This is a genomic window from Erythrobacter sp. 'gip.4 top 5' (assembly GCF_056495765.1).
This window is the reverse complement of the sequence record NZ_CP200270.1, coordinates 1,632,941-1,652,690: the sequence shown is the minus strand read 5'-3', so window position 1 is coordinate 1,652,690 and position 19,750 is coordinate 1,632,941. Positions and strand designations below refer to the sequence as shown.

General features: G+C 58.3%; 21 protein-coding genes, 2 tRNA genes and 1 pseudogene. 14 read left to right on the top strand and 10 right to left on the bottom strand.

Features of this window, described 5'->3' with window-relative positions:
• Positions 1 to 188 precede the first annotated feature (188 nt).
• Entirely contained in the window at positions 189 to 326 is a 138-nt protein-coding gene (locus tag ACRANW_RS07895; protein ID WP_479431277.1) for a hypothetical protein, read from the bottom strand.
• Positions 327 to 524: 198 nt separating this feature from the next.
• Between ACRANW_RS07895 and ACRANW_RS07890 the strand changes: the two genes are divergently transcribed.
• From ACRANW_RS07890 to ACRANW_RS07875, 4 genes are all read left to right on the top strand, one after another.
• Positions 525 to 2,030 (top strand): histidine kinase dimerization/phospho-acceptor domain-containing protein, encoded by a 1,506-nt coding sequence (locus ACRANW_RS07890; RefSeq protein WP_479431276.1) that lies wholly within the window; start codon positions 525 to 527, stop codon positions 2,028 to 2,030.
• A 30-nt stretch (positions 2,031 to 2,060) separates the two neighbouring features.
• Complete coding sequence (locus ACRANW_RS07885) at positions 2,061 to 3,062, top strand: polysaccharide deacetylase family protein (protein ID WP_479431275.1); 1,002 nt, start codon at positions 2,061 to 2,063, stop codon at positions 3,060 to 3,062.
• Between the two features lie 88 nt (positions 3,063 to 3,150).
• A tRNA-Ile gene (locus ACRANW_RS07880) sits at positions 3,151 to 3,223 on the top strand.
• Positions 3,224 to 3,262: 39 nt separating this feature from the next.
• Positions 3,263 to 3,339: transfer RNA gene (locus ACRANW_RS07875), tRNA-Pro, on the top strand.
• Positions 3,340 to 3,407: 68 nt separating this feature from the next.
• Here ACRANW_RS07875 and ACRANW_RS07870 read toward each other — a convergent pair.
• The gene (locus tag ACRANW_RS07870; protein ID WP_479431274.1) at positions 3,408 to 4,589 is read right to left on the bottom strand and encodes a hypothetical protein; all 1,182 of its coding nucleotides are present in this window, start codon (positions 4,587 to 4,589) and stop codon (positions 3,408 to 3,410) included.
• On the opposite strand from ACRANW_RS07870, the gene ACRANW_RS07865 reads away from it, so the two are divergent.
• The 3 genes from ACRANW_RS07865 to ACRANW_RS07855 all read left to right on the top strand — a co-directional run bounded on the left by ACRANW_RS07865 (position 4,588) and on the right by ACRANW_RS07855 (position 6,844).
• Complete coding sequence (locus ACRANW_RS07865; protein WP_479431273.1) at positions 4,588 to 5,874, top strand: hypothetical protein; 1,287 nt, start codon at positions 4,588 to 4,590, stop codon at positions 5,872 to 5,874. The two genes, ACRANW_RS07870 and ACRANW_RS07865, sit on opposite strands and share 2 nt — an antisense overlap.
• Positions 5,871 to 6,197, top strand: a complete 327-nt coding sequence (locus ACRANW_RS07860) for a hypothetical protein (RefSeq protein ID WP_479431272.1) — start codon at positions 5,871 to 5,873, stop codon at positions 6,195 to 6,197. Before ACRANW_RS07865 ends, ACRANW_RS07860 begins: the two co-directional genes overlap by 4 nt.
• Positions 6,198 to 6,538: 341 nt before the next feature.
• Positions 6,539 to 6,844 (top strand): hypothetical protein, encoded by a 306-nt coding sequence (locus tag ACRANW_RS07855; RefSeq protein ID WP_479431271.1) that lies wholly within the window; start codon positions 6,539 to 6,541, stop codon positions 6,842 to 6,844.
• Between the two features lie 60 nt (positions 6,845 to 6,904).
• Here the strand turns inward: ACRANW_RS07855 and tnpC are convergent, their stop codons facing one another.
• From tnpC to tnpA, 3 genes are read right to left on the bottom strand one after another with little or no spacing between them, the layout of a single operon-like run.
• Complete coding sequence (gene tnpC / locus ACRANW_RS07850; protein WP_479431270.1) at positions 6,905 to 8,443, bottom strand: IS66 family transposase; 1,539 nt, start codon at positions 8,441 to 8,443, stop codon at positions 6,905 to 6,907.
• Between the two features lie 31 nt (positions 8,444 to 8,474).
• On the bottom strand, positions 8,475 to 8,831 hold the full coding sequence (gene tnpB / locus ACRANW_RS07845; RefSeq protein ID WP_479431269.1) for an IS66 family insertion sequence element accessory protein TnpB: 357 nt from the start codon (positions 8,829 to 8,831) through the stop codon (positions 8,475 to 8,477).
• Positions 8,828 to 9,262 carry an IS66-like element accessory protein TnpA gene (gene tnpA / locus ACRANW_RS07840; protein WP_479431268.1) on the bottom strand — a complete coding sequence of 145 codons (435 nt, stop codon included), beginning with the start codon at positions 9,260 to 9,262 and terminating at the stop codon, positions 8,828 to 8,830. Before tnpA ends, tnpB begins: the two co-directional genes overlap by 4 nt.
• Positions 9,263 to 9,470: 208 nt before the next feature.
• Between tnpA and ACRANW_RS07835 the strand changes: the two genes are divergently transcribed.
• The gene (locus ACRANW_RS07835; protein ID WP_479433892.1) at positions 9,471 to 9,944 is read left to right on the top strand and encodes a transposase; all 474 of its coding nucleotides are present in this window, start codon (positions 9,471 to 9,473) and stop codon (positions 9,942 to 9,944) included.
• Positions 9,945 to 10,147: 203 nt separating this feature from the next.
• Here ACRANW_RS07835 and ACRANW_RS07830 read toward each other — a convergent pair whose 3' ends face one another.
• Both ACRANW_RS07830 and ACRANW_RS07825 read right to left on the bottom strand, forming a co-directional pair.
• On the bottom strand, positions 10,148 to 10,624 hold the full coding sequence (locus tag ACRANW_RS07830; protein WP_479431267.1) for a Crp/Fnr family transcriptional regulator: 477 nt from the start codon (positions 10,622 to 10,624) through the stop codon (positions 10,148 to 10,150).
• A gap of 15 nt (positions 10,625 to 10,639) precedes the next feature.
• Positions 10,640 to 10,951: a cyclic nucleotide-binding domain-containing protein gene (locus ACRANW_RS07825; protein ID WP_479431266.1), complete on the bottom strand. Its 312-nt coding sequence runs from the start codon at positions 10,949 to 10,951 to the stop codon at positions 10,640 to 10,642.
• Positions 10,952 to 11,138: 187 nt separating this feature from the next.
• On the opposite strand from ACRANW_RS07825, the gene ACRANW_RS07820 reads away from it, so the two are divergent.
• From ACRANW_RS07820 to ACRANW_RS07810, 3 genes are all read left to right on the top strand, one after another.
• Complete coding sequence (locus ACRANW_RS07820) at positions 11,139 to 11,594, top strand: PA2169 family four-helix-bundle protein (protein ID WP_479431265.1); 456 nt, start codon at positions 11,139 to 11,141, stop codon at positions 11,592 to 11,594.
• A 738-nt stretch (positions 11,595 to 12,332) separates the two neighbouring features.
• Positions 12,333 to 12,572 carry a hypothetical protein gene (locus tag ACRANW_RS07815; protein WP_479431264.1) on the top strand — a complete coding sequence of 80 codons (240 nt, stop codon included), beginning with the start codon at positions 12,333 to 12,335 and terminating at the stop codon, positions 12,570 to 12,572.
• A gap of 329 nt (positions 12,573 to 12,901) precedes the next feature.
• Positions 12,902 to 13,912, top strand: a complete 1,011-nt coding sequence (locus ACRANW_RS07810) for a sensor histidine kinase (protein ID WP_479431263.1) — start codon at positions 12,902 to 12,904, stop codon at positions 13,910 to 13,912.
• Positions 13,913 to 14,256: 344 nt separating this feature from the next.
• On the opposite strand, the gene ACRANW_RS07805 is transcribed toward ACRANW_RS07810, so the two are convergent.
• Positions 14,257 to 14,625 (bottom strand): hypothetical protein, encoded by a 369-nt coding sequence (locus ACRANW_RS07805; protein ID WP_479431262.1) that lies wholly within the window; start codon positions 14,623 to 14,625, stop codon positions 14,257 to 14,259.
• Between the two features lie 244 nt (positions 14,626 to 14,869).
• On the opposite strand from ACRANW_RS07805, the pseudogene ACRANW_RS07800 reads away from it, so the two are divergent.
• Together ACRANW_RS07800 and ACRANW_RS07795 are read left to right on the top strand one after the other, a co-directional pair.
• Positions 14,870 to 16,236: pseudogene (locus ACRANW_RS07800) on the top strand (IS3 family transposase).
• A gap of 83 nt (positions 16,237 to 16,319) precedes the next feature.
• Positions 16,320 to 16,646: a hypothetical protein gene (locus ACRANW_RS07795; protein WP_479431261.1), complete on the top strand. Its 327-nt coding sequence runs from the start codon at positions 16,320 to 16,322 to the stop codon at positions 16,644 to 16,646.
• A 561-nt stretch (positions 16,647 to 17,207) separates the two neighbouring features.
• Here the strand turns inward: ACRANW_RS07795 and ACRANW_RS07790 are convergent.
• Together ACRANW_RS07790 and ACRANW_RS07785 are read right to left on the bottom strand one after the other, a co-directional pair.
• Entirely contained in the window at positions 17,208 to 17,669 is a 462-nt protein-coding gene (locus tag ACRANW_RS07790; protein WP_479431260.1) for a BLUF domain-containing protein, read from the bottom strand.
• Between the two features lie 99 nt (positions 17,670 to 17,768).
• Entirely contained in the window at positions 17,769 to 18,026 is a 258-nt protein-coding gene (locus tag ACRANW_RS07785) for a hypothetical protein (protein ID WP_479431259.1), read from the bottom strand.
• 640 nt (positions 18,027 to 18,666) lie between these two features.
• Between ACRANW_RS07785 and ACRANW_RS07780 the strand changes: the two genes are divergently transcribed.
• Positions 18,667 to 19,743, top strand: coding sequence for a BLUF domain-containing protein (locus ACRANW_RS07780; protein WP_479431258.1), 1,077 nt, complete (start codon positions 18,667 to 18,669; stop codon positions 19,741 to 19,743).
• The last annotated feature ends 7 nt before the right edge of the window (positions 19,744 to 19,750 follow it).

Sequence of the window (19,750 nt, the reverse complement as noted above, 5' to 3'; positions counted from 1 at the left end):
CCATTTACCCGGCGGCAGCGCATGCAATACAGTCTTAATGAAACATGACGCGCGCCGACTGGCTCGCTAGGCTAATATAATTAGGTCTGCCAGCAATTGTCCCGCTTTGCAACGCGCCTTTAGCGTTAGGCAGTGACTATTGCGTCATCGCCATAACACGCACATGTCGATGTGTAGTTTACGCGTGTTCAGTTCACGCCGCTCGGCACGATTCGGTCCATATCAACCTGCTTAAGGAGACGTTTCTGTTCTTCGATGACCGCCTTGCCACCGTGCTGCGCCAGCGCGCCATTGGCGAGGTGAGCTTGCGCACGCAGTACCGGCAACTGCTCTATCTGTTGGGTAATGACCGCATGCGTTCATTTGGCACCGACCATAGCCTTCTGGCTGCCGCTTGGCTGAAGATGGATGCTTTGGCGGAGGCAATACCCGCTGCCGCACGCGCGCGCATGATTCGTGAGCCAGGGTGGCGCTTTCGCAGTCCTGACCTTGCTACTCATTTGTGCGATCACGAACCTGAAGTTGTGTCGGCGACGCTGTTGCGGGCGGAGCTTTCCTCGGAAGATTGGATCGCGCTGATCCCGCGCATTCCTATGCGCGCCCGCGGCTTCCTGCGGTTGCGCCGCGATTTGCCGATTGATGTAGAGGCGCTCTTGGCGCGACTTGGCGTCCACGATCGTGGTCTGCCGGCGCCTGCGCATGCTTCTATTGCTGTTATTTCCGACGAGGCTCTTCCAATTGTCGCTGACGCTATACCTGACTCCAGCACCAGCCAGCCCGTTGCCTTCCCGACGCTTGTAACGGCATCACCTCGCAAGGTCTCTGGCGCGAGGGAACCGCATCGTGCCCGTGACGACAGTGGTCGCACCGAGATTTCTGCCTTGGTTGAACGGATCGCCCAATTCCGTCGAACGCGCGGCGACAGCCCACTTGATCTCGAAATATCGCCCCGTTTGCCGCTTGGTGAAGTACCCGAACGCTCAACCCGGTTCATCAACAGCTTCGGTTTCACAGCTGACGCGGCAGGGCGAATCGGCTGGGCCGTCAGCGACGTTGCGGCAATGGTGGTCGGTACCCGTCTGTTCGCCAACGATGCACGACTTAACGAAGACGCCAGCCGCGCCACGCGTGATCGTGCTTTCGCTCGCCGGCAGCCAATCAGAGGCGCAAAAGTGAGCTTGCTTGGTGCCCCCGCCATTGCCGGAGACTGGATCGTCAATGCCGAGCCGCGATTCAGCGAAGAGGGTCACTTCGTTGGCTATTTCGGGCGCTTCGTCCGCGTACCTGATCCTGCTGCAGCTGCCCTCGGCAATGAAGCACGTGAAGCGGACCGCATCCGCCAGCTTCTCCACGAACTGCGCACACCCGTGACTGCGGTGCAAGGCTATGCTGAAGTGATCCAGCAACAGTTGTTCGGCCCCGCTCCGCACGAATACCGCGCGCTTGCTGCGGCCATTGCTGCTGATGCCGCACGCATCCTTGCAGGATTCGAGGAACTCGACCGGCTGGCCCGTCTGGAAACCGGGGTGAGCCGTATGGAGCCGGGCGAAGCTGATTTTGCAGCCCTGGTGCAGCGAACAGCAGCCAAGCTCGAACCGGTACTAGATTCTTTTGGCGCCGGACTATCGCTCAACGGCTTGAAAGAAGCTCCGCTGCTGATCGGGCTCGATCCCGAGGATGCCGAGGGACTCGTTTGGCGGCTGCTCGCAAGTGTCGGTGCGGCCTGCGCCACCGGGGAACGTATCGCCATTACGCTTCATGAAGTGACAGGCACGAGCTCCGAAAATGCACAACTGACTTGCACCCTGCCGCCGAGCCTGGCTGTTAAAGATAACATCTTCGCTGCTACCACCCGCACGGCTGACAGCGCAATCAACGCCGGGCTTTTCGGGACGGGCTTTGCGCTGCGCCTTGCGCGGGCCGAAGCGCGCGCAGCGGGCGGCACCTTGCTACGCAAAGGCGACGCTTTAATACTAACTTTGCCACTCTTGTTGCAATTTTCGTCCCTGCCTAGCGCCGCTGAAGCCTAGGGCAAGGCGCACAAGGGACGCCGGCAGATTATGACCACAGCATCGATGCTCGACATACCCCGTGCCAGCCGTGCGGCGGCCTTCTCCGCCGACTTCGGCCAACGTGTGCTCTTGACTGTAGATACTGAGGAAGAATTTGACTGGACCGGCCCCTTCCAGCGCGCGGGGCATGGGTTGAGCCATGTCAAAGAGATCCCGAAGTTTCAGGCATTCTGTGAAACGCTTGGCGCACATCCGGTCTATCTGGTAGACTGGCCAATCGCCCAGGATGAGCGCGCCGTTGAGAACATCGGTGACGCTGTGCGACGCGGGACGGCAGATGTTGGCGTGCAACTCCATCCCTGGGTAAATCCACCGTTTGACGAGGATGTATGCGTGCGCAACTCCTTCGCTGGTAACCTGCCGAGAGGTCTTGAGGCGGCAAAGTTCATGGCCTTGCGAAATAGAATTAAGGAGGCCTTCGGTGCAGCTCCGCTTATTTACCGAGCCGGCCGCTATGGTGTTGGCCCCTTTACCGCCGAGCTGCTCAAAAGCGCAGGAATCCGGATAGATACTTCTGTGCGACCGCTGTTTGATTATAGCAATCAAGGGGGTCCCGATTACAGTCGACACCCTCTCAATCCTTATTGGATAGACGGTGCGATGCGCCTGCTCGAATTGCCTGTCACCTCCGTGCATACCGGTTTAATTCGTAGCGCAGGGCGACATGTGCAACGCGCGACTTCACGTGTTCCACGTGGCATGGGCGCATTGGCACGGTTGGGGCTTTTGGAACGCATTGCCCTTACGCCTGAAGGTGTTTCCATTGAAGAGGCCATGCGCGGCATCGACATCGCACTCGGTTTGGGCCTTCCGGTATTGGTCCTTTCGTTTCACAGCCCGACACTTGCGCCTGGCCACACGCGCTACGCACAGACCGATGCGGGCGTAGCGGCGCTCTATAGCTGGCTAGATGCGGTCTATACTCACTTGGCGGCCCGCGGTGTAAGAAGCTGCAGCGTTGCCGACATCATTGGTGCAACCGGAGGTTAGATCAAGGATCAGATTGTCTGCTTGTCTCGCACGCAGTGGCAGAGTAGGGGCAGGGCGTCGCGTCGCTTTCCGGTGTCTTGCTTTCACGGGGCCTGTAGCTCAGCGGTTAGAGCTGGCCGCTCATAACGGCTAGGTCGCGGGTTCGAATCCTGCCGGGCCCACCGGAGGCATGGGCGGAATCGGCGAGACAGAAAAAGAGTCGGGGAGTAGCGCAGCCCGGTAGCGCATCTGCTTTGGGAGCAGAGGGTCGCAGGTTCGAATCCTGTCTCCCCGACCAATTTTTCAAGCACTTAGCCGGATTTTCCTGTTGGACTTCCAACACGGCTTTTGTTGGAATTCCAACAGCTATTCTGGCGATAGCCGCTCCCGGCGCTCGGTCGACGTTTCCCCGCACGCAAAATCGCCGCCCAAATCATTCAGGCTTCGGCACACCCGCACGCTCGCATCGGCAACCCGGTCGCCCCAGCTTTCGACCGCGGCGTTGTGCTGCGCGCGGAAAACCGGATCTGTGACGATCGCCACACCGGGCCGGGGCTTGTTGGTGCCAGCGTTGTACGTTGCGCCGCTGCCGATGCCGTCAATCAGGGCGAAGTATGCCGCGTCGATGACATTCGGGTTGGAGATTGCAGCCTCCCATCCGTAAATCACATGGCCCGTAACCACGGCCTCACCGCTTGCCCCCTTGGCAGTGGTAAAGTTCCGCAGTGCCTCAAGATCGGACCAGTTGCGGCTTGTGTCAGCATCATTGATTAGCGCCAGCGGAGACGTGCCGGAAACGGCATTAGCGCGGACCAAGTAGGAACGCTGCGTCTTGCTGCGGATGTAATTGATGACGCCCGATGTTCCATCCGACAGCCAGCCCGTTTGCTCCTGCGCAACGTAGAGGTGCTTTTCATTGTTGATCGCACCGAAGTCTGCGAACACCAAGGTTTCGGAATTGGCTGGCAAGGTATAGCCCAGCGTTGGAACAACACCCTGAAGCGTTGCCCCTTGGCGAAGCGCGTAAACCCCTTCAGACTGCGCGTGCACCTCGACAATCGGGCCTGCCTGCGCATCGCTGTCAGACGTGGCAATGATGTCGGGGTTGCCAGAGAAGCGTTCCTGCAAAGCAGCTTTGCCGACAAATTCAGGGCAGGACACGTAGCCCACCACAGCACCGCCTGAAGGCGTGATGCCACTTTTTGCCCAGCCCGTCACCTCGTCGCCGTTGCGCCTGACGAAGCGCCATTCGTGATCGCCGGTCATGTCTGCAAAGGTAGTGTTTATTCGAACACGCGCGTTTGTCTCCCCATTTTCAACAGGGAAATGCTCGGGATGCGAGCGTTGCGCAGGGACAATCCAGCGTGACGCGCTTTGCCGGTGCATCGTTTGGCCGGGGAAGATCGCGCCTTGCTGCGTCAGGCTGATGCCGGTGAAGCTTTGATTGACCGTGGTGCTAATCGCGCCGCCGCTGGTCATCGGGATGTGAACGTGAACCGTCGCGCCTGCAAGGGCGCGGACGCGCCCGCGAAGGGACAAAATCCCCATGGCTAAATTCACGATCCCTTTCCTCGTAACGAAACGCCACAAGAACGGCACCGCCTCCTACTACTGGCAGCCCAGCGCCACGCTCGCCCGCGAAGGCTGGCGTGCGCAGCCGCTTGGCAAGGATGAAGCCGCCGCGATCGACGCGGCCCGTGCGATCAACAAGCAGGTGGAACAGTGGAAGGCCGGGCAGGCGCAGCCTGATGTGCGCCCCCATCGCCCTGGTGACACCTTCGGCGCGCTGATCGCCCGCTATCGCCGCGAATGGCTGGAGGGCAAGAAGCCCAGCGGCGCCCCGCGCCTGAAACCCAAGACAGCAGCGGTCTATCAAACCGGGCTCAAACGGCTTGAAGAATGGGCGGGCAAGCATCCCGTCGCCTTCATCACGCCCGCACGGGTCAAGGCGCTGCGCGATCACACGGCCAAGCCGATCGACAAGGGCGGGCTCGGCCACGCCGCTGCGTTCAACCTGCTGCGCGTGCTGCGCCAGGTGCTGGCCTTTGCCGAACGCGAAGGCGTGATCCCGCGCGGATCGAACCCGGCCGGCCAATTCGATCTGCCCAAGCCGCCGGCCCGCCGCGCGGTGTGGACGGTGGAGGATGAAGCCGCCTTCATCGCCAGCGCCTATGAACTTGGCCTGCCTTCAATGGCGCTGGCGTCCGAGCTGGCGCTTTACACCGCCCAGCGCGAAGGCGATCTGATCGCCTTTACCGAACCACAGCTGGTGCAGCTCGATATCTTTGATCGCAGCCTGCATGATCGGCTTGCCGATGCGGATGGGATTGTATGGGGCTGGTCGCTGGAACAGGCCAAGACCTCCACCGAATACGCCGCCCGCGCGCTGGAAATCCCGCTGGAACCCAGGCTGGCGGCCAAGGTCCGCGATGTGCTGCGCGTGAACCGCGCCCGCGATCGCGCCGCCAAACCGCCGCGCCTGATAAGCTACGTCCTGGTTGACGATCGCACCGGCCTGCCCTGGAAACAGCGCGCCTTCATCGAAGCTGTCACCAAGGTGCGCGATCACGCGGCAAAGCGCACTGGCCGGGAGAACATGAAGGCCCTCGTCTGGCACGATTGGCGCCGCACCCGCGTCGTCCGCCTGCGCCGGCAGGGAATGCCCAAGGAAATGATCGCTGCCATCACCGGCCACGATCCCAAATCGATCGACGAAATGCTAAAGGTGTACGGCCCGATCGACGCCACAATAACCGCCGCCGCCCTGGCCAGCGCCTTAGACGCAGACCGCGCGGCCGAGGCACGAGCCGAGAAGAAGGAGCGCGAAGCGTGATCTACGGCAAAAGCTACCACGAGGTGCCGGCCGACGCTGACGAACACCGCAACTACAATTCTGTCCACGTCACCGTATGCGGGCAGTCGACCAGTATTAAGCAGGGCAATGATTTGATCCAGCTATCATGGGGCCAGATCAGCGTACTCATCGAAGCGCTCGCCAAAGGCATGATCGAACTCGAAAACAACCCTCTCAACTTGGGCAAAAACGGCGTGCCGATCCGCAACCCCGGCGCTTGCATCCTCAACGACGACTGCGGGAACCTAATGCTGCTGAATGCCTATGAACGCGCCATGATGACTTCCAACAAGCCCGCCTAAAACTGCGCAAGTTTGAAGGATCATGCGGCAAAAAACCGCAGAAAACCGTCAATGGCTAGGCTTTGGGAGCAGAGGGTCGCAGGTTCGAATCCTGTCTCCCCGACCAATTTCGGCACTTTAGTCCACCAAAATCACGCGATTCCCCCGCCTTCCTCCACTTGAGGAAATTGGTTGGGAATCAATCTACACAAATTGTGCCACAGATTGTGCAAGACTGTGACCACCAAGACCCTCCCAAACGGGGCTAGGCTGCCGTGGCAATCTATCGGCGAGGAAACGTCTTCTGGTGGAAGGCCCGCTTAAGTTTCTCTTTTGTTCCTCTGCAGGCTATAATGATCAGAATGTCGCTGCGCACAGCAAGCCCGAGTGAGGCTCGCTCGCGCAGCACCCGACTCGATCTGGTCAGGAGTGCAATGATGGAACAGCTGGCCGTTCTTCGCCGCCAAGTGAAACCCAAGGACCTGCCGGCGCTGTTCAAGCGCGCCTTCGAGCGAGAGCTGGAGCGTATCACCTTGGCGCAGTTCCTCGAGCCCAGCGCAATCGGGAATATCCCCCCGATCATGCTGGTAAACTCAGCCGGTGCAACCAGCCCACCGGATCTGGGAAAGGCGGAAAACTCTAGACCCGCGTGGTCCGAGGTTGGGTAGCAGTGCAGAAGGAGCGAGACTCTACCTCTGACTAGGCCGTGTTGACAGTAAGCGGTGTTTTCAGCCCACGTGAGCGTGCGGCAGGAGCTCTTCGATGCGCGATGCGGGATGACCATTGGCGAGGCTGGTTAGCGTTGCGGTCAGCCAGGTGTGCGGGTTGATGCCGGTGAGTTTGCAGTTTTCGATCAGCGTGGCGATCACCGCCCAGTTGTCGCCGCCCTCGTCGGAGCCGGCGAACAGCGCGTTCTTGCGGTTGAGAGCCAGCGGGCGGATGGCGCGCTCGACGACGTTGTTGTCGAGATCGATGCGGCCATCGTCGAGGAAGCGTGTCAGCCCATCCCAGCGTTTGAGGGCGTAGCTGATCGCTTCGCCGAGCTTCGCCTTGGCGCTGACCTGCCGACCGCGTGCTTCGAGGAACCTGTGCAGGTCGTCGATGATCGGACGGCTGCGCTGATCGCGGACGTCGCGACGTTCGTCAGCAGGTAGCCCGCGGATATCGTCTTCGATGGCGTAGAGGGAAGCAATGTGGCGCAGCACGTCGGCGGCCACGGGCGAGCTCTCGGCCAGCTCATAGAACTTGCGGCGCACGTGCGCCCAGCAGAAGGCGAGGCGGATCTGTTGATGACGCCGGGCAAGCGCGGTGTAGGCGCCATAGCCATCGACCTGCAGGATGCCTGCGAAGCCCCGGAGATGCGCTTGCGCTCGCTCAGCCTTGCGATCGGCGGCATAGACATAGGCAACCATCGGCGGGTCAGCGCCGCCCCATGGCCGATCATCGCAGGCATAGGCCCAGATCTGGCCGGTCTTGGTCTTCTTGCGCCCCGGCTCGAGCACGGGCGCGGTGGTCTCGTCGGCGAATAATCGCTCGGATCGTCGCAATCGCTCAAGGATGTGATCGCGGATGGGCCGCAAATACCACGCCGCCCGTCCGGTCCAGTCTGCAAGGGTGGAACGGTCTAGCTGGATGCCCTGCCGGGCATAGATCTGCGCCTGCCGGTAGAGCGGCAGGTGATCGGCATACTTGGACACCAGCACTTGCGCGATCAACGCTTCGGTGGGGATGCCGCCTTCGACGATCCGTGCTGGCGCTGGAGCCTGCACGACCGCGCTCTCGCACGAACGGCAGCCATAGCGCGGACGGCGGGTGACCAGCACGCGGAAGGTGGTGGGGACGACATCGAGGCGTTCAACCACATCCTCGCCGATCTGGTGGAGCGCGCCGCCGCAGCACGGGCAAGCCTTATCTTCGACATCGACGATATGCTCGATCCGCTCAAGATGGGCGGGCAGCGATCCGCGGTTGGTCTTGCGCGGGCGTTCGCCCTTGGACTTGGGCACTGCGGCATCACGCGCAGCCTGCGCGCTGCCCAGCGCGGTCTCGATATCCTCCAGCGCCAGCTCGAACTGATCAGGATCGAACTGCTCAGACTTGCGGCCGAACCGGTGCCGCTGGAACGCTTCGATGATCGCCTGCAGCCGTTCGATCCGGGCATCGGCCTTGCCCTTGGCATCGCTGAGATCGGCCAATGCGCGGGCCTGTTCGAGGACGAGCGCACGCAGCGCATCAACGTCATCGGGAAGGTCGGCTTCCATCAGCATATGCAGGTTGAATCAGGCTCGGTGCACCCCGTCAAGCAGCAATCTGGGGTGCGATCGGGCGGCGTCCGCCGTGCACTCTGCGCCAGTCCAGACCCTCGAGTAATGCGCCCAGTTGCGCCGCAGTCAGCCGCATCACGCCCTCCTGGATCCGGGGCCACTTGAAAGCACCTTGCTCTAGCCTCTTGGCCATCAGGCATAGGCCTGTTCCGTCCCACCAGACGAGCTTGATCCGGTCCGCGCGCTTGGCGCGGAAGACATAGATCACGCCGGAATAGGGCTTGCCGCCATACTCTGCTGCCACCAGCGCGGCGAGCGAGTCTGCTCCCTTGCGGAAATCCACAGGACGCGTTGCCACCATCACCTTCGCGCCGGGCGCCGGGCCGATCATCGTGATGCTCGAAGGGCGGTGATTACCGCGGCGATCGTATCTGCATCAGCGCTGCTGCCGACCCTGACCAGCACGCCGCCGATCTCCAGCTCGATCGCCGCGGGCTCGGCCCGCCGACGTCGACGTGGTCTGACAGGGTCAGGCGCGATCACCGCCGGCACGAATGCAGGGTCTTGCCGTTCCAAGGCAACTGAAACAGCCACACCGTGATCCCTGCACCGCCTGATCAGCGCTTTGCGCCATCCGTATATCTGGGAAGGATCCACTGCGTGCCTGCGAGCAACTGCAGTGACCGGCTCGCCGCCAGGCCAGCACTCCGCAATGATCGAAGCCTTCTCCGCGTCGGACCAGTCGCGGCGCTTGCCGGCGCCAGTGAATACCTCGAACCGCTGAGCGCCCTTGCTCACAGGATCATCACCAGAGATTATCATAGGAGCAGCGCCTCACCCAATATCAGGGTGCAGAAACTCGGCGCTTCACATCAACCGCGCAAGGTGGGCTCGGGACAGCGCTTACTGTTGACAAAAGGGATTCCCAAATCCGCTTTGTTCTGATTGTGCTTTGCACAGCTTCGCTTCCAAGACTGCTTTTTGAGGAGCAGTCATGGGTCGCGGAGACTTGTCGGATGCGGAATAGGAACTGATCGGGCCGCTGCTGCCGCCTGAGCGGGGACGCTGGGCGCGTCCCGCCGGGGATAATCGGCGCTTTCTCAATGGTATGCTCCACGTGCTGCGGGTCGGCTGCCCTTGGCGCGACATGCACGAGCGCTACCGCAAGTGGAACTCGGTCTATGTCCGGTTTCGGCGCTGGGCCGAACAAGGCGTCTGGGATGCGCTGCTGGCGGACAAGGGATACGACGGTGATCGCTTCCGGGAGACCTTGCTGGTCCGGGGCATCCTGCCGATCATCCCGCCCCGTTCGAACCGCAAGGTGCCCGAGCATCCCGACTATCGACGCTACCGGGACCGCAACCGCGTCGAGCGCATGTTCGGAAAGCTCAAGCAGCAGCGCCGGATCGCCACCCGCTACGACAAGACCGTCCTATCGTTCAAGAGCTTCCTCAACATTGCCGCCATTCCCCTATGGCTGAAGTCTTTTGTCAACACGGCCTAGTAACAATCAGGGGAACACGTCACCATCAGTCGTTATTCTCCCAAAGGCGTTAGCTGACATGATGACTAGCGAACGCCGAGGATGCAATTGGCTGAGTGGATGGTTCGCATTGGGTCCAAATTCAGGCACTCAATCACGCTGCTTCAGGCGCGGCTTCTATTCTGAAGAGCGTCGGTGTCGTATCTGAATGCCGCAACTCTATGTCAGCTCTCATCGGGCTGATCCTCGCTGTCGCAATCCTCACAAATCCTGAGGTAGCCAGAGTCAAACAGCGCTTGCCGCTTGAGCTCTCGCAGGTCCAGGATCGTAAGCTGTCGCCCGTCCAGCTTGATCAGACCGTCGCGACGGAGTTCCTGCAACGTTCGATTTACATAAACCTGGGTCATGCCCAACGCCTCTGACAATTCCGACTGTGTCAGAGGAAAAGGGCACGATGCGCCATCCGACATGCCTGTGTTTTTCAGCCTGACGACAATTTCACACATCAAGTGCGCCAGACGCTCTCTCGCGTTGCGCTGCCCCATGGACACAGTCCACTCGCGCTGCGTGGCTGCTGCTACGTGAAGGTCGCACCACAGATTTTTCTCGAGCTCGGGGTAATTGCCCCGCACGACGTCCATGAAGTCGTCTTCAAGCATCGCAATTTCGACATTGGTGAGCGATGCGATGCTGTGATCCATATACTCGGCAGAAAATCAGTTCAGATCAAAAAGATCGCCCGGCAAAATGAGGCCGATAATCTGCCGCCTGCCATCCTCCACAGTTTTGTAGCGGATCGCCCATCCCTGAAGCAAAATATACATCGGACCAGAAGGCCCACCTTGGCGCAAAATGTCCACGCGCGGTGGGAAAGCTTTGATTGAGCGTGTCAGATCAGCCAGCCACTTGTCGGTTTCCTCCGAAAAATCGCCGTAATTTCGCAACTTCAGCGCAATGCTTACCACGTAATCCTCATTAATTGCCGGGAAGAGTGTCGTGCGCCTCAGCACGAAACTCTCGCTCTGCATAGATCGACAATAACGATCTTCCGATACCCCACCGGAAAGAACGGATTATAAACTAGTATATCGACTACATCGGAGGGACATGTGAAGTCAAATTCCGACAGTGGAACTTGCAATCTTAGAGCGTTTCTATGTGAGCGACCAAAATCATGGGCTGTCGTATTTTCAATGGGATCAAGGATTTTAAAAAATGAATAATTCTCATGATATTTCGACACTTAACTCGCTGATCGCCACCACTATTGATAGTGTAGACGGCTACGCTGAAGCTGCCAAAGATGCCGATAGCAGCCGATTTTCCACGATCTTTTCCGAACGCTCCGCGGAGCGTCGTTCCGTGTTGACGATGCTTCAGGCCGAAGTGTCCCGTCTTGGCGGTGATCCAGAAGATGACGGAACCGTTCTTGCCGGCGCGCACCGGATGTTTCTCAACCTGAAATCGGTCGTGACAGGCAACGATGATAAGGCCATCGTCGACGAGGTCGAGCGCGGCGAGGACCATATCAAGGCCAAGTTCGAAGAGGCCTTGAACGATCAGGCATTGGCACCGGAAGTGGCAACTGTGATCCGCGAGTGCTTTGTTTCAGTCAAAACCGGACACGACCAAATGCGCGATATCAAGCATTCGATCGAAGGAAAAATTTGATCGTTTGATCGGTCAACGCCAATGTTTCACACTTTCAGATAGGAGAAAAGAATGAATACCAGAGGAATTATTGGTCTTGTTGTGACCGTTGTGATTATCGTAATTGTCCTGCGGGTCTTGGGAGTTTTGTGACGGGCGATCCTGCTTCACGAAATCCGACACTACGATATGAGTTTATAATCAAGGGCGCCGCTGCCGCGGCGTCCTTTTTTGTGGAGTTTCATGAAGCTTTAATCTTGACGCCACGAACCGTACTTTTCCGTCGGCTCACAGCTTTCCGCTTTTCCAGTGGAAACCTACAGCGTCAAAAGCGGTCGCCCTTGCCTAAAACCGCATAATGATACTATATAACATCTGTCCAGCACTCCCTTCCCGTGGTGCATAGGATCAGGGGCGGCGCAGCGCCCCAGTTTCAGCGCCGCCCCGTTTCGCCATTCCGATAAATTCCCTCAACACCCACGGCAAATTTAGGTCAGCGGGGTATCAACTGGTTTATAGCGAATCGTGTGGAGACTTATGAAAAGAGTAAGCCCTTGACCCAAGGCTTCTCACAGCAGGCCGCCAGTTCGTCCCCCGATTTGCTGGCGGCCTTTTTTCAACCTCGTCCATCTTGGCACGTACCTTCAATCTGACCGTTTGCCCACCCTGACGCCGAGCTTCTGGCAACTCAGCAAAACGCCGCAGGTCCGTTGTACCAAATCACGTTAAAATTCGTCTGATACCTTGGAAAAAACCATCATGAAGATTCACGTTTTTGTAACTGCAGATGAAGAAGTCACCCGGTTTGAATTTGTAAGTGACGTGGTTCCGCCCGTCGGATCGGATTTTCGACTTCGTGAAAAAGCAAATTTAGATTTCGCGGTCGAGCGGGTTATTTATTTGGCTGAAGATGGCATAATCGTGCCGCAAGTGTGGCTCAAGGAAACAGGACCGCAGGACGTTGCTGGCTGGGTTACGTCTTGGACCGATAAACTTTAACCTCCCAAGGCCCAGCCTTATCCACCACGGTTTGTGCCGATATTTTTCGCGTCGCAGCCGTCAAGCGTCATCACACAGCTTGTAGCTAATCTTGCGCGCTTGGCGGCTTGGGAAATCTTGGGCGGATCGGCCAGCATTACGTGCGCGCAGCCATCAAACTGTCATGCAACTTCAATTGCTTGATCGCCAAAGCCGGACGTGCAGAAGGCGGCTGTGAAACTGCAACCCTCTAAGGATCTAAGGCTCCATTTTGTTGGGGATGGACGAGCACTTTGATAACCGCCAACGGTGAAAATGTAATAATCATGCAGATTACTTTGGATTGATCCGTGACGACCAAAGCCGAAACACTCAAGCCGCTGCTGTGGCATCCGGAAAATCTTGTCCGTGCCATCGATGCCGCTGGCGTGACGCTGTGGTCTTGGAATGTGGAAACCGACGCTCTGGCCATGGACGATCGCGCCTATGACCTGTGGGGAATACCACGAAGCACTGAAATTCGTTTCGAAGATCTGTCAGCCCATATCCATCCGGCCGACCGCGATCGCGTGCGTGCTGCCTTCAATGCCACCCGGGCCATCATCGGGCCTTACGAAATTGATTTTCGCATTATGATTGGTGACGAACTGCGATGGATTTCCACCCGCGGTCAGGGCGATGATGAGGGGATCGTTCGGGACGTGATGTTCGGCATTTTCATCGATGTGACCGGGCGCAAGCAGGCTGAAGAGGGCCGTGAATTGCTCGCAGGAGAGATGAGCCACCGGGTCAAAAATATGCTGGCCATCGCATCGGGCCTCGCCCACATTACGGCGCTTTCCACCAAAACCACAGGCCAAATGGCGTCAGAACTCACGCGGAGGCTGATGGCGCTCGGCCGCGCACATGACCTTGTGCGACCTGTCCCGGGACAAACCAAGGCGCCTGCCTCGCTGCTCGGCGATTTGCTGTCTGTCTTGCTGGCCCCCTATGACGACCTGGGTGCATTCAGCGGTCGCATTCGCGTGTCTGTGCCCCGGATGCGGGTTGGCGATACCGCGACGACCATCTTTGCACTTATCGTCCACGAACTGGCGACAAATTCTCTCAAATATGGCGCGCTATCGGTCGACAATGGCACGTTGGATGTCTCCAGCACGGCGCGCGATGAAGCGGTCACGATCGTCTGGACAGAAAGTGGCGGGCCCAAGGTAAAGCCGCCAACGCACGAGCCGGGATTTGGCACCAAGTTAATCGAGCAAAGCATCGTGGACAATTTGCACGGTTCTATCGAATACGATTGGGTGGAAACCGGACTTGTCGTCACAATGAAGATCAGTCCCCCTCGTCTCGTTTTCTAACGTCCCGAATTTTCGTATTGAAGCCGGACCGGTCCTGATTGCAGGTAATCGATGTTCTATCCGCAATCAGTTACGAGCTAGGTCGCTGCATGATCCTGAAAGGTATATGACGGCTTCAGGCAAATCCGGACGTTCAATCTGTCGATCATGAACGACCGCCTTTGGTCGACAGCTGCCCCCGGCATACTCTGGCCGCAGATGATGGCTTTGCGAAGTTCATTTCGTAAAGTCCGGCATGCTGGAGTCGACTTCAGAACAATCATTCGACAGAGATGCGAAAGGTGCTCACGGTCATTCTACAGGGTGAACTCTTCAACCGCGCAAAATGATTATTTCTCTCTCGATTAACGGAACCAAAGCGCCAAGCTTACGATCGTGGCTCCTGCCAAAATGGCCCCTGCAGTCCAGTGCGCCTCGGAGGGCGAAGCGGTCGGTGCAGACGGGCATGACACTTGAGGTGATGATTGGTTTTCCAGCCGCTGGATTGCCGCCCGGATGAGCCGAGGCGCGTCGTCGCCGATCTTCATCAGTTTCCAGGCCACCGATTGCAAAACTGGCGCCCAATGCTCGGGCGATAGCCGCGCGCTAGCAATCCGGAGCGATGAGTGCCGAATTGCCTGCGTCAAGTCAAAGTCGGGCTCGATCCTCGACAACACACCGTCAATCGTGACCAACGCTTTGAAGATCAGCAAGAGGTCAGCCCGCAGCGTCATGTGTTCATCACGCACTAGAGTGAAAATGTCGTAAGCGCTGTCCCGAGCCCACCTTGCGCGGTTGATGTGAAGCGCCGAGTTTCTGCACCCTGATATTGGGTGAGGCGCTGCTCCTATGATAATCTCTGGTGATGATCCTGTGAGCAAGGGCGCTCAGCGTGTCCCCCGTCAGCACCAATGGCACAGATTTGAGGTTGTGATTTAAGGAGGGTTGGGGCTTCGTCGTAGTGACGAAGGAACGAAGATGAAGACCCAATCCTCCTTGAAAAAATCCCCTCCCAAGAAGGCCCCTGCTGAGCGAGTGGTGAAGGACATCCGGCGTGCAACCCGCCGACACTTCTCGGCCGAAGACAAGATCCGCATCGTGCTGGACGGCCTGCGCGGCGAAGACAGCATTGCCGAGCTGTGCCGCAAGGAAGGCATCGCTCAGAGCCTGTATTACACTTGGTCGAAGGAGTTCATGGAAGCCGGCAAGCGCCGGTTGGCCGGCGACACCGCCCGTGCCGCGACCACCGGCGAGGTGCAGGATCTGCGCCGCGAAGCCCGCGCCTTGAAGGAATGCGTAGCTGACCTGACGCTCGAGAACCGCCTGCTTAAAAAAAGCATGATCGCGGATGGGGGCGACGACGAATGAGGTATCCTGCTTCTGAAAAGCTGGAGATCATCAGGATCGTCTAGCAGTCGCACCTGCCCGCCAAGCGGACGCTGGATAAGCTCGGCATTGCCCGTCGGACGTTCTACCGCTGGTATGACCGCTACCTCGATGGTGGCCTGGAGGCGCTCGCGGATCGACCGTCAGCGCCGAGCCGGGTGTGGAACCGCATCGCGCCCGAGGTGCAGGACCAGATCATCGAAATGGCGCTGGAGCAGTCCGAGCTGTCACCGCGCGAGCTGGCCGTGCGATTTACCGATGAACGCCAATACTTTGTGTCCGAAGCCACGGTTTACCGCCTGCTGAAGGCCCATGATCTGATCACGAGCCCGGCCTACGTCGTGATCAAGGCTGCCGATCAGTTCCACACCAAGACCACCCGCCCGAACGAGATGTGGCAAACCGATTTTACCTACTTCAAGATTATCGGGTGGGGCTGGATGTATCTATCGACCGTCCTCGACGACTTCTCGCGCTACATCATCGCCTGGAAGTTGTGCACCAACATGCGGGCAGAGGATGTGACCGACACGCTGGACATGGCGCTCGCCGCATCAGGATGCGACAGTGCAACGGTGCTGCACAAGCCCAGACTGCTCAGCGATAACGGCCCCAGCTACATCGCGGGCGAACTGGCGGAATACATCGAGGCCAACAAGATGAGCCATGTGCGCGGCGCTCCGATGCATCCGCAGACCCAGGGTAAGATCGAGCGCTGGCACCAGACCCTCAAAAACCGCATCCTGCTGGAAAACTACTTCCTGCCCGGCGACCTTGAGACCCAGATCGAGACGTTCGTCGAGCACTACAACCACCAGCGCTACCATGAAGCGCTGTGCAACGTGACGCCCGCCGACGTCTACTTCGGCAGGGCACCGGCCATCATCAAACAGCGCGAAAGGATCAAGCGACAGACCATCGAACATCGGCGCTTGCAACACCGCAAGCTCGCCGCCTAAAACCAAACCCCAGACGAGGCCCGCACTCCGCTAATCTACGCCGCACATTGCGCCAAATGTTCTGACGACGGACACCCAAGCGTATGTCGGTGATCATGTTCGATCATGCCCAGCTTAAGGGGGCCAGCCTCGGTCAGGTGGCCGATTTTGCCTCACTTTACATTCTGGGCATGCCGCGGCGCCAAATCGATTTCGATAATGTCGCAGTTACTTCGGTTCTGTCGCTATTCGCCGATAGTCCGCAATCGGCTCCAACGCAGATGACAGAGTTCGACAGCGCCTACCTCGCCGGTCTTTACAAGATGCCGCGCAACAACCGCCGCACCGGGCTCTACTCGGCGGTGGTGCGCGCCTACGAGAAAGAATGCGCCAATCGCGATGTGGCATGTCAGGTGCGGTTGACGAAGTAAGACGACAGAACGCAGGCCACCAGTCGTTCAATCTAGCGATCGTGAGAGACCGGGTCGGGGGCGGAACCTGAAGGACAGGAATTTTTTGGCAGCTGGCGATGGGAAACATGGCTGACCGCCAAGGCTGGGCACCGTAAAAATGGACACACAGTGGCCGTCTGAGACTACGCAGTTGATGATGCGCTGATCCACCCAGCCTTCAGTTTCTGGACAAGCCTGACCGCCCCGCCCGCTTGGAAATTCGACCTTGCACCGGGATGTGTGGCGTGTCACCTGCTGGTTTACCCGCTCATCCGGGCGTGCGCAAAGCCGCGGTTTTCTGGGCTATGTAGGTGGTCGAAAAAGTGGACTCGCATCCTCTCTCCTCGACCACTTTTTTGATGACTTGGGAAAAGCCTCTTTCGTAACGGACAGCAGAGGCCGTGCTGTCCGTTCAACTTCTTTTTTGCTCAAGCAGCTTTCTTTGTTGCGATCTCAGCGAGCATGATGGTTCGCGGGCATTAGCTAAAGCGCCACGGGCATTTAAGTCCGCAAAATGTCTTTATCGAGGGAGAGATCAGTTTACTCGTGGCCGAGTGTCGACAAGTCGGCAGAAGCAAGATGCGCAAGAATTCGCGTCAACGCCGCGATGCTGCTTTCATCATCTGCGGTTTCGAGCGCCTCTTGCAGCACTGATCGAATGTCGTCCGCCTCAACGTGCTCCATTTCCCAATGCGGGTAAAGTCGCTCCCGTTTCTCAGTATTTCGATCAAGAGTTACAATGTCGTGATGCCGCCCATCGCTGTAAAGGTTTGAAATCAAATCCTCAACCTCCGCAGGCGGACCTTCGATCCATTGGAAAAAAACGCCGCTGCCGAACACCAGAACGCCGGTAATGCCCCGAGCCACGTTGCGCGCCTGCGAAAATTCAATGATGCGACTGACTTCCGCAGCATCAATGCTCTCTGCTGCACGGCTGCAATACACGAAAGTTTCCAGTGTGATCGCTTCAGGCTCGAGATCATCGTCATGAGAGGGGTTCATTTCATCAAACATAGGCAACTTCAATTTTCCTTCAAAGATAGGCGTAATTAATGCCGGACAGTCCGGCTTGCCGAAGCTCGCATACCCTACCGAGCACCATCAACCTGGTTCTAGCACCAACGCAAACAAGTCGTCGAGGTTGGCTTGTATATCCTGAACGTGCAAATTTTCAGCATATTGGGGCAACCCCAGGGGTAGGCTCATACTTTCGTGAACTGCGGACACGTCGGCATCATTCAAAAAACCGCGCTTACGCAGGATGTTGGCGATACTGACGATTCCGTTGATCGCGGAAATGTCAGATGCCTTGTGCGCCTCAAGGAGGTCGCGTGCGTCGATGCTGCCGGCGTCGATCATGTTGTATCCTTTGGTGATGTCACCTCGGCTGGCGCGCGCAGTGGCGTCGATCGGGCCAGACAAACGCTGTCGCTCATGCGAGGCGGATAGGGGCGGTAACGTAATTAGCGTTCGGAAATCATCATGTTTTCAACCGGCATCGATCCGACCGAAAGACACCGTCACTGTGCGGCTATTTAGGTCGACACTTTCTTGCTATTTGTCAAACTCTAACGTTTTGGCTTTGCGTACGAGAACAGCGGCTATTTGGTGTTTGGCGCTTGGTCGAATTTCCCGCCGGTCAGACGTGGGCGATTGCAAAGCTATCAACATTTGTGATTTCGGTACGTCGCGTCTGTCGCCAATAGCCCAGCCAGATCATTACGAATTGCCGCGACTTCCAAGACGCTCGGTCAAGACAAAGGGGCCCTCGGGTTAATGCCGATTGCATGCTTGTCACTTGACGGACTCGCGTGAATCGAGGATATTTCCATAGAGCGACCGAGTGAAAAAAAGGCCGCGTAATGCAATGCCTCCATCCCGTTTTTTACGGGAGCGTTGCACTTATAGTGGCGGATGGGGATCATCTGCCTGGTGTTGCTGGCCGTGTTATCTCCCGTTCAGACTTGCCGTTGATCCCCGCCCCTTTCATCGAAGGGACATGAGGATGTTGCAAAACTCGCCAAACAATTCGACCAGCGAGGGCTGGATCGCCTGCCTAACCTACAAAAGCCTCGCGACCGCCTCGCCCAGCACATCCGACTTGCAGGTGCTGGTTCAAAGAGCACGGTCACGTAACCGACAGCTCGGCGTCACAGGAATGCTGATTTACGAAGGGGGCTCCTTTCTCCAGACACTCGAAGGTCCGACGGACAAATTGAATGGCTTGTGGTCCTCGATTAAAAAGGACACACGCCATGACCATATCGAAGTTTTGAGCGAGCATATCGTCCCGTCCCGATTGTTTTCGGACTGGGATCTGATGCTCCACAGCCGTACAGACGATGCGCCCGCCGGCACAAAAGCAAAACGGCAATCGCCGCGGGCGATCAAATCGCACATCGAAAATCTGATCGGTCTGGCGCTGAATGCCGACGATATTCGCATCAACACCTTCATCGCTTCGCTTCACGATGAAGGATGGACCAGCGATGCCATCGTGTTGCTGCTGATAGAGCCGACCGCACGGGCGCTTGGGGACGCATGGTTAGCTGATGAATGCAGCGAGTTCGATCTTACGATTGGCCTCAGTATGCTGCAACTGGCTGGTCATGCAGTGCGTCACTACAAGAACGCAAATGCGATTCAAAACACGCAGTACAAGATCCTTCTGGCAACCGCACCCGGCGAACAGCATATTCTCGGCACAACCATGCTTGCAGACCAGTTCACCGACGCCGGTTGGCGTGTCGACATGGCCTTTCCCGACACAAAGGAAGCCCTAGCCAATCAGCTGAGCGCGCAGCACCCTGACGCGCTCGACATCGGTCTTTCGGATGCCATGCCGCGGCACCACGTTGTGCCGCGCCTGCGCGCAACAATTGATTACACGCGGCTGGTGGCCTCCGATCATCCCACAGTCATCTCCGTAGGCGGGAGACTGTTTGCCGAGGCCGCCGCAACGGCTGGCTCGGTCGGTGCCGATCACGCGCGCTTGACCGCTGCAGGTGCCAGCATCCGTATGGCCGAGCTGGTACGCCAGAGCCGGGCGCGACGGGCAATGTCTGCGCAGGCCTAGCGAGATC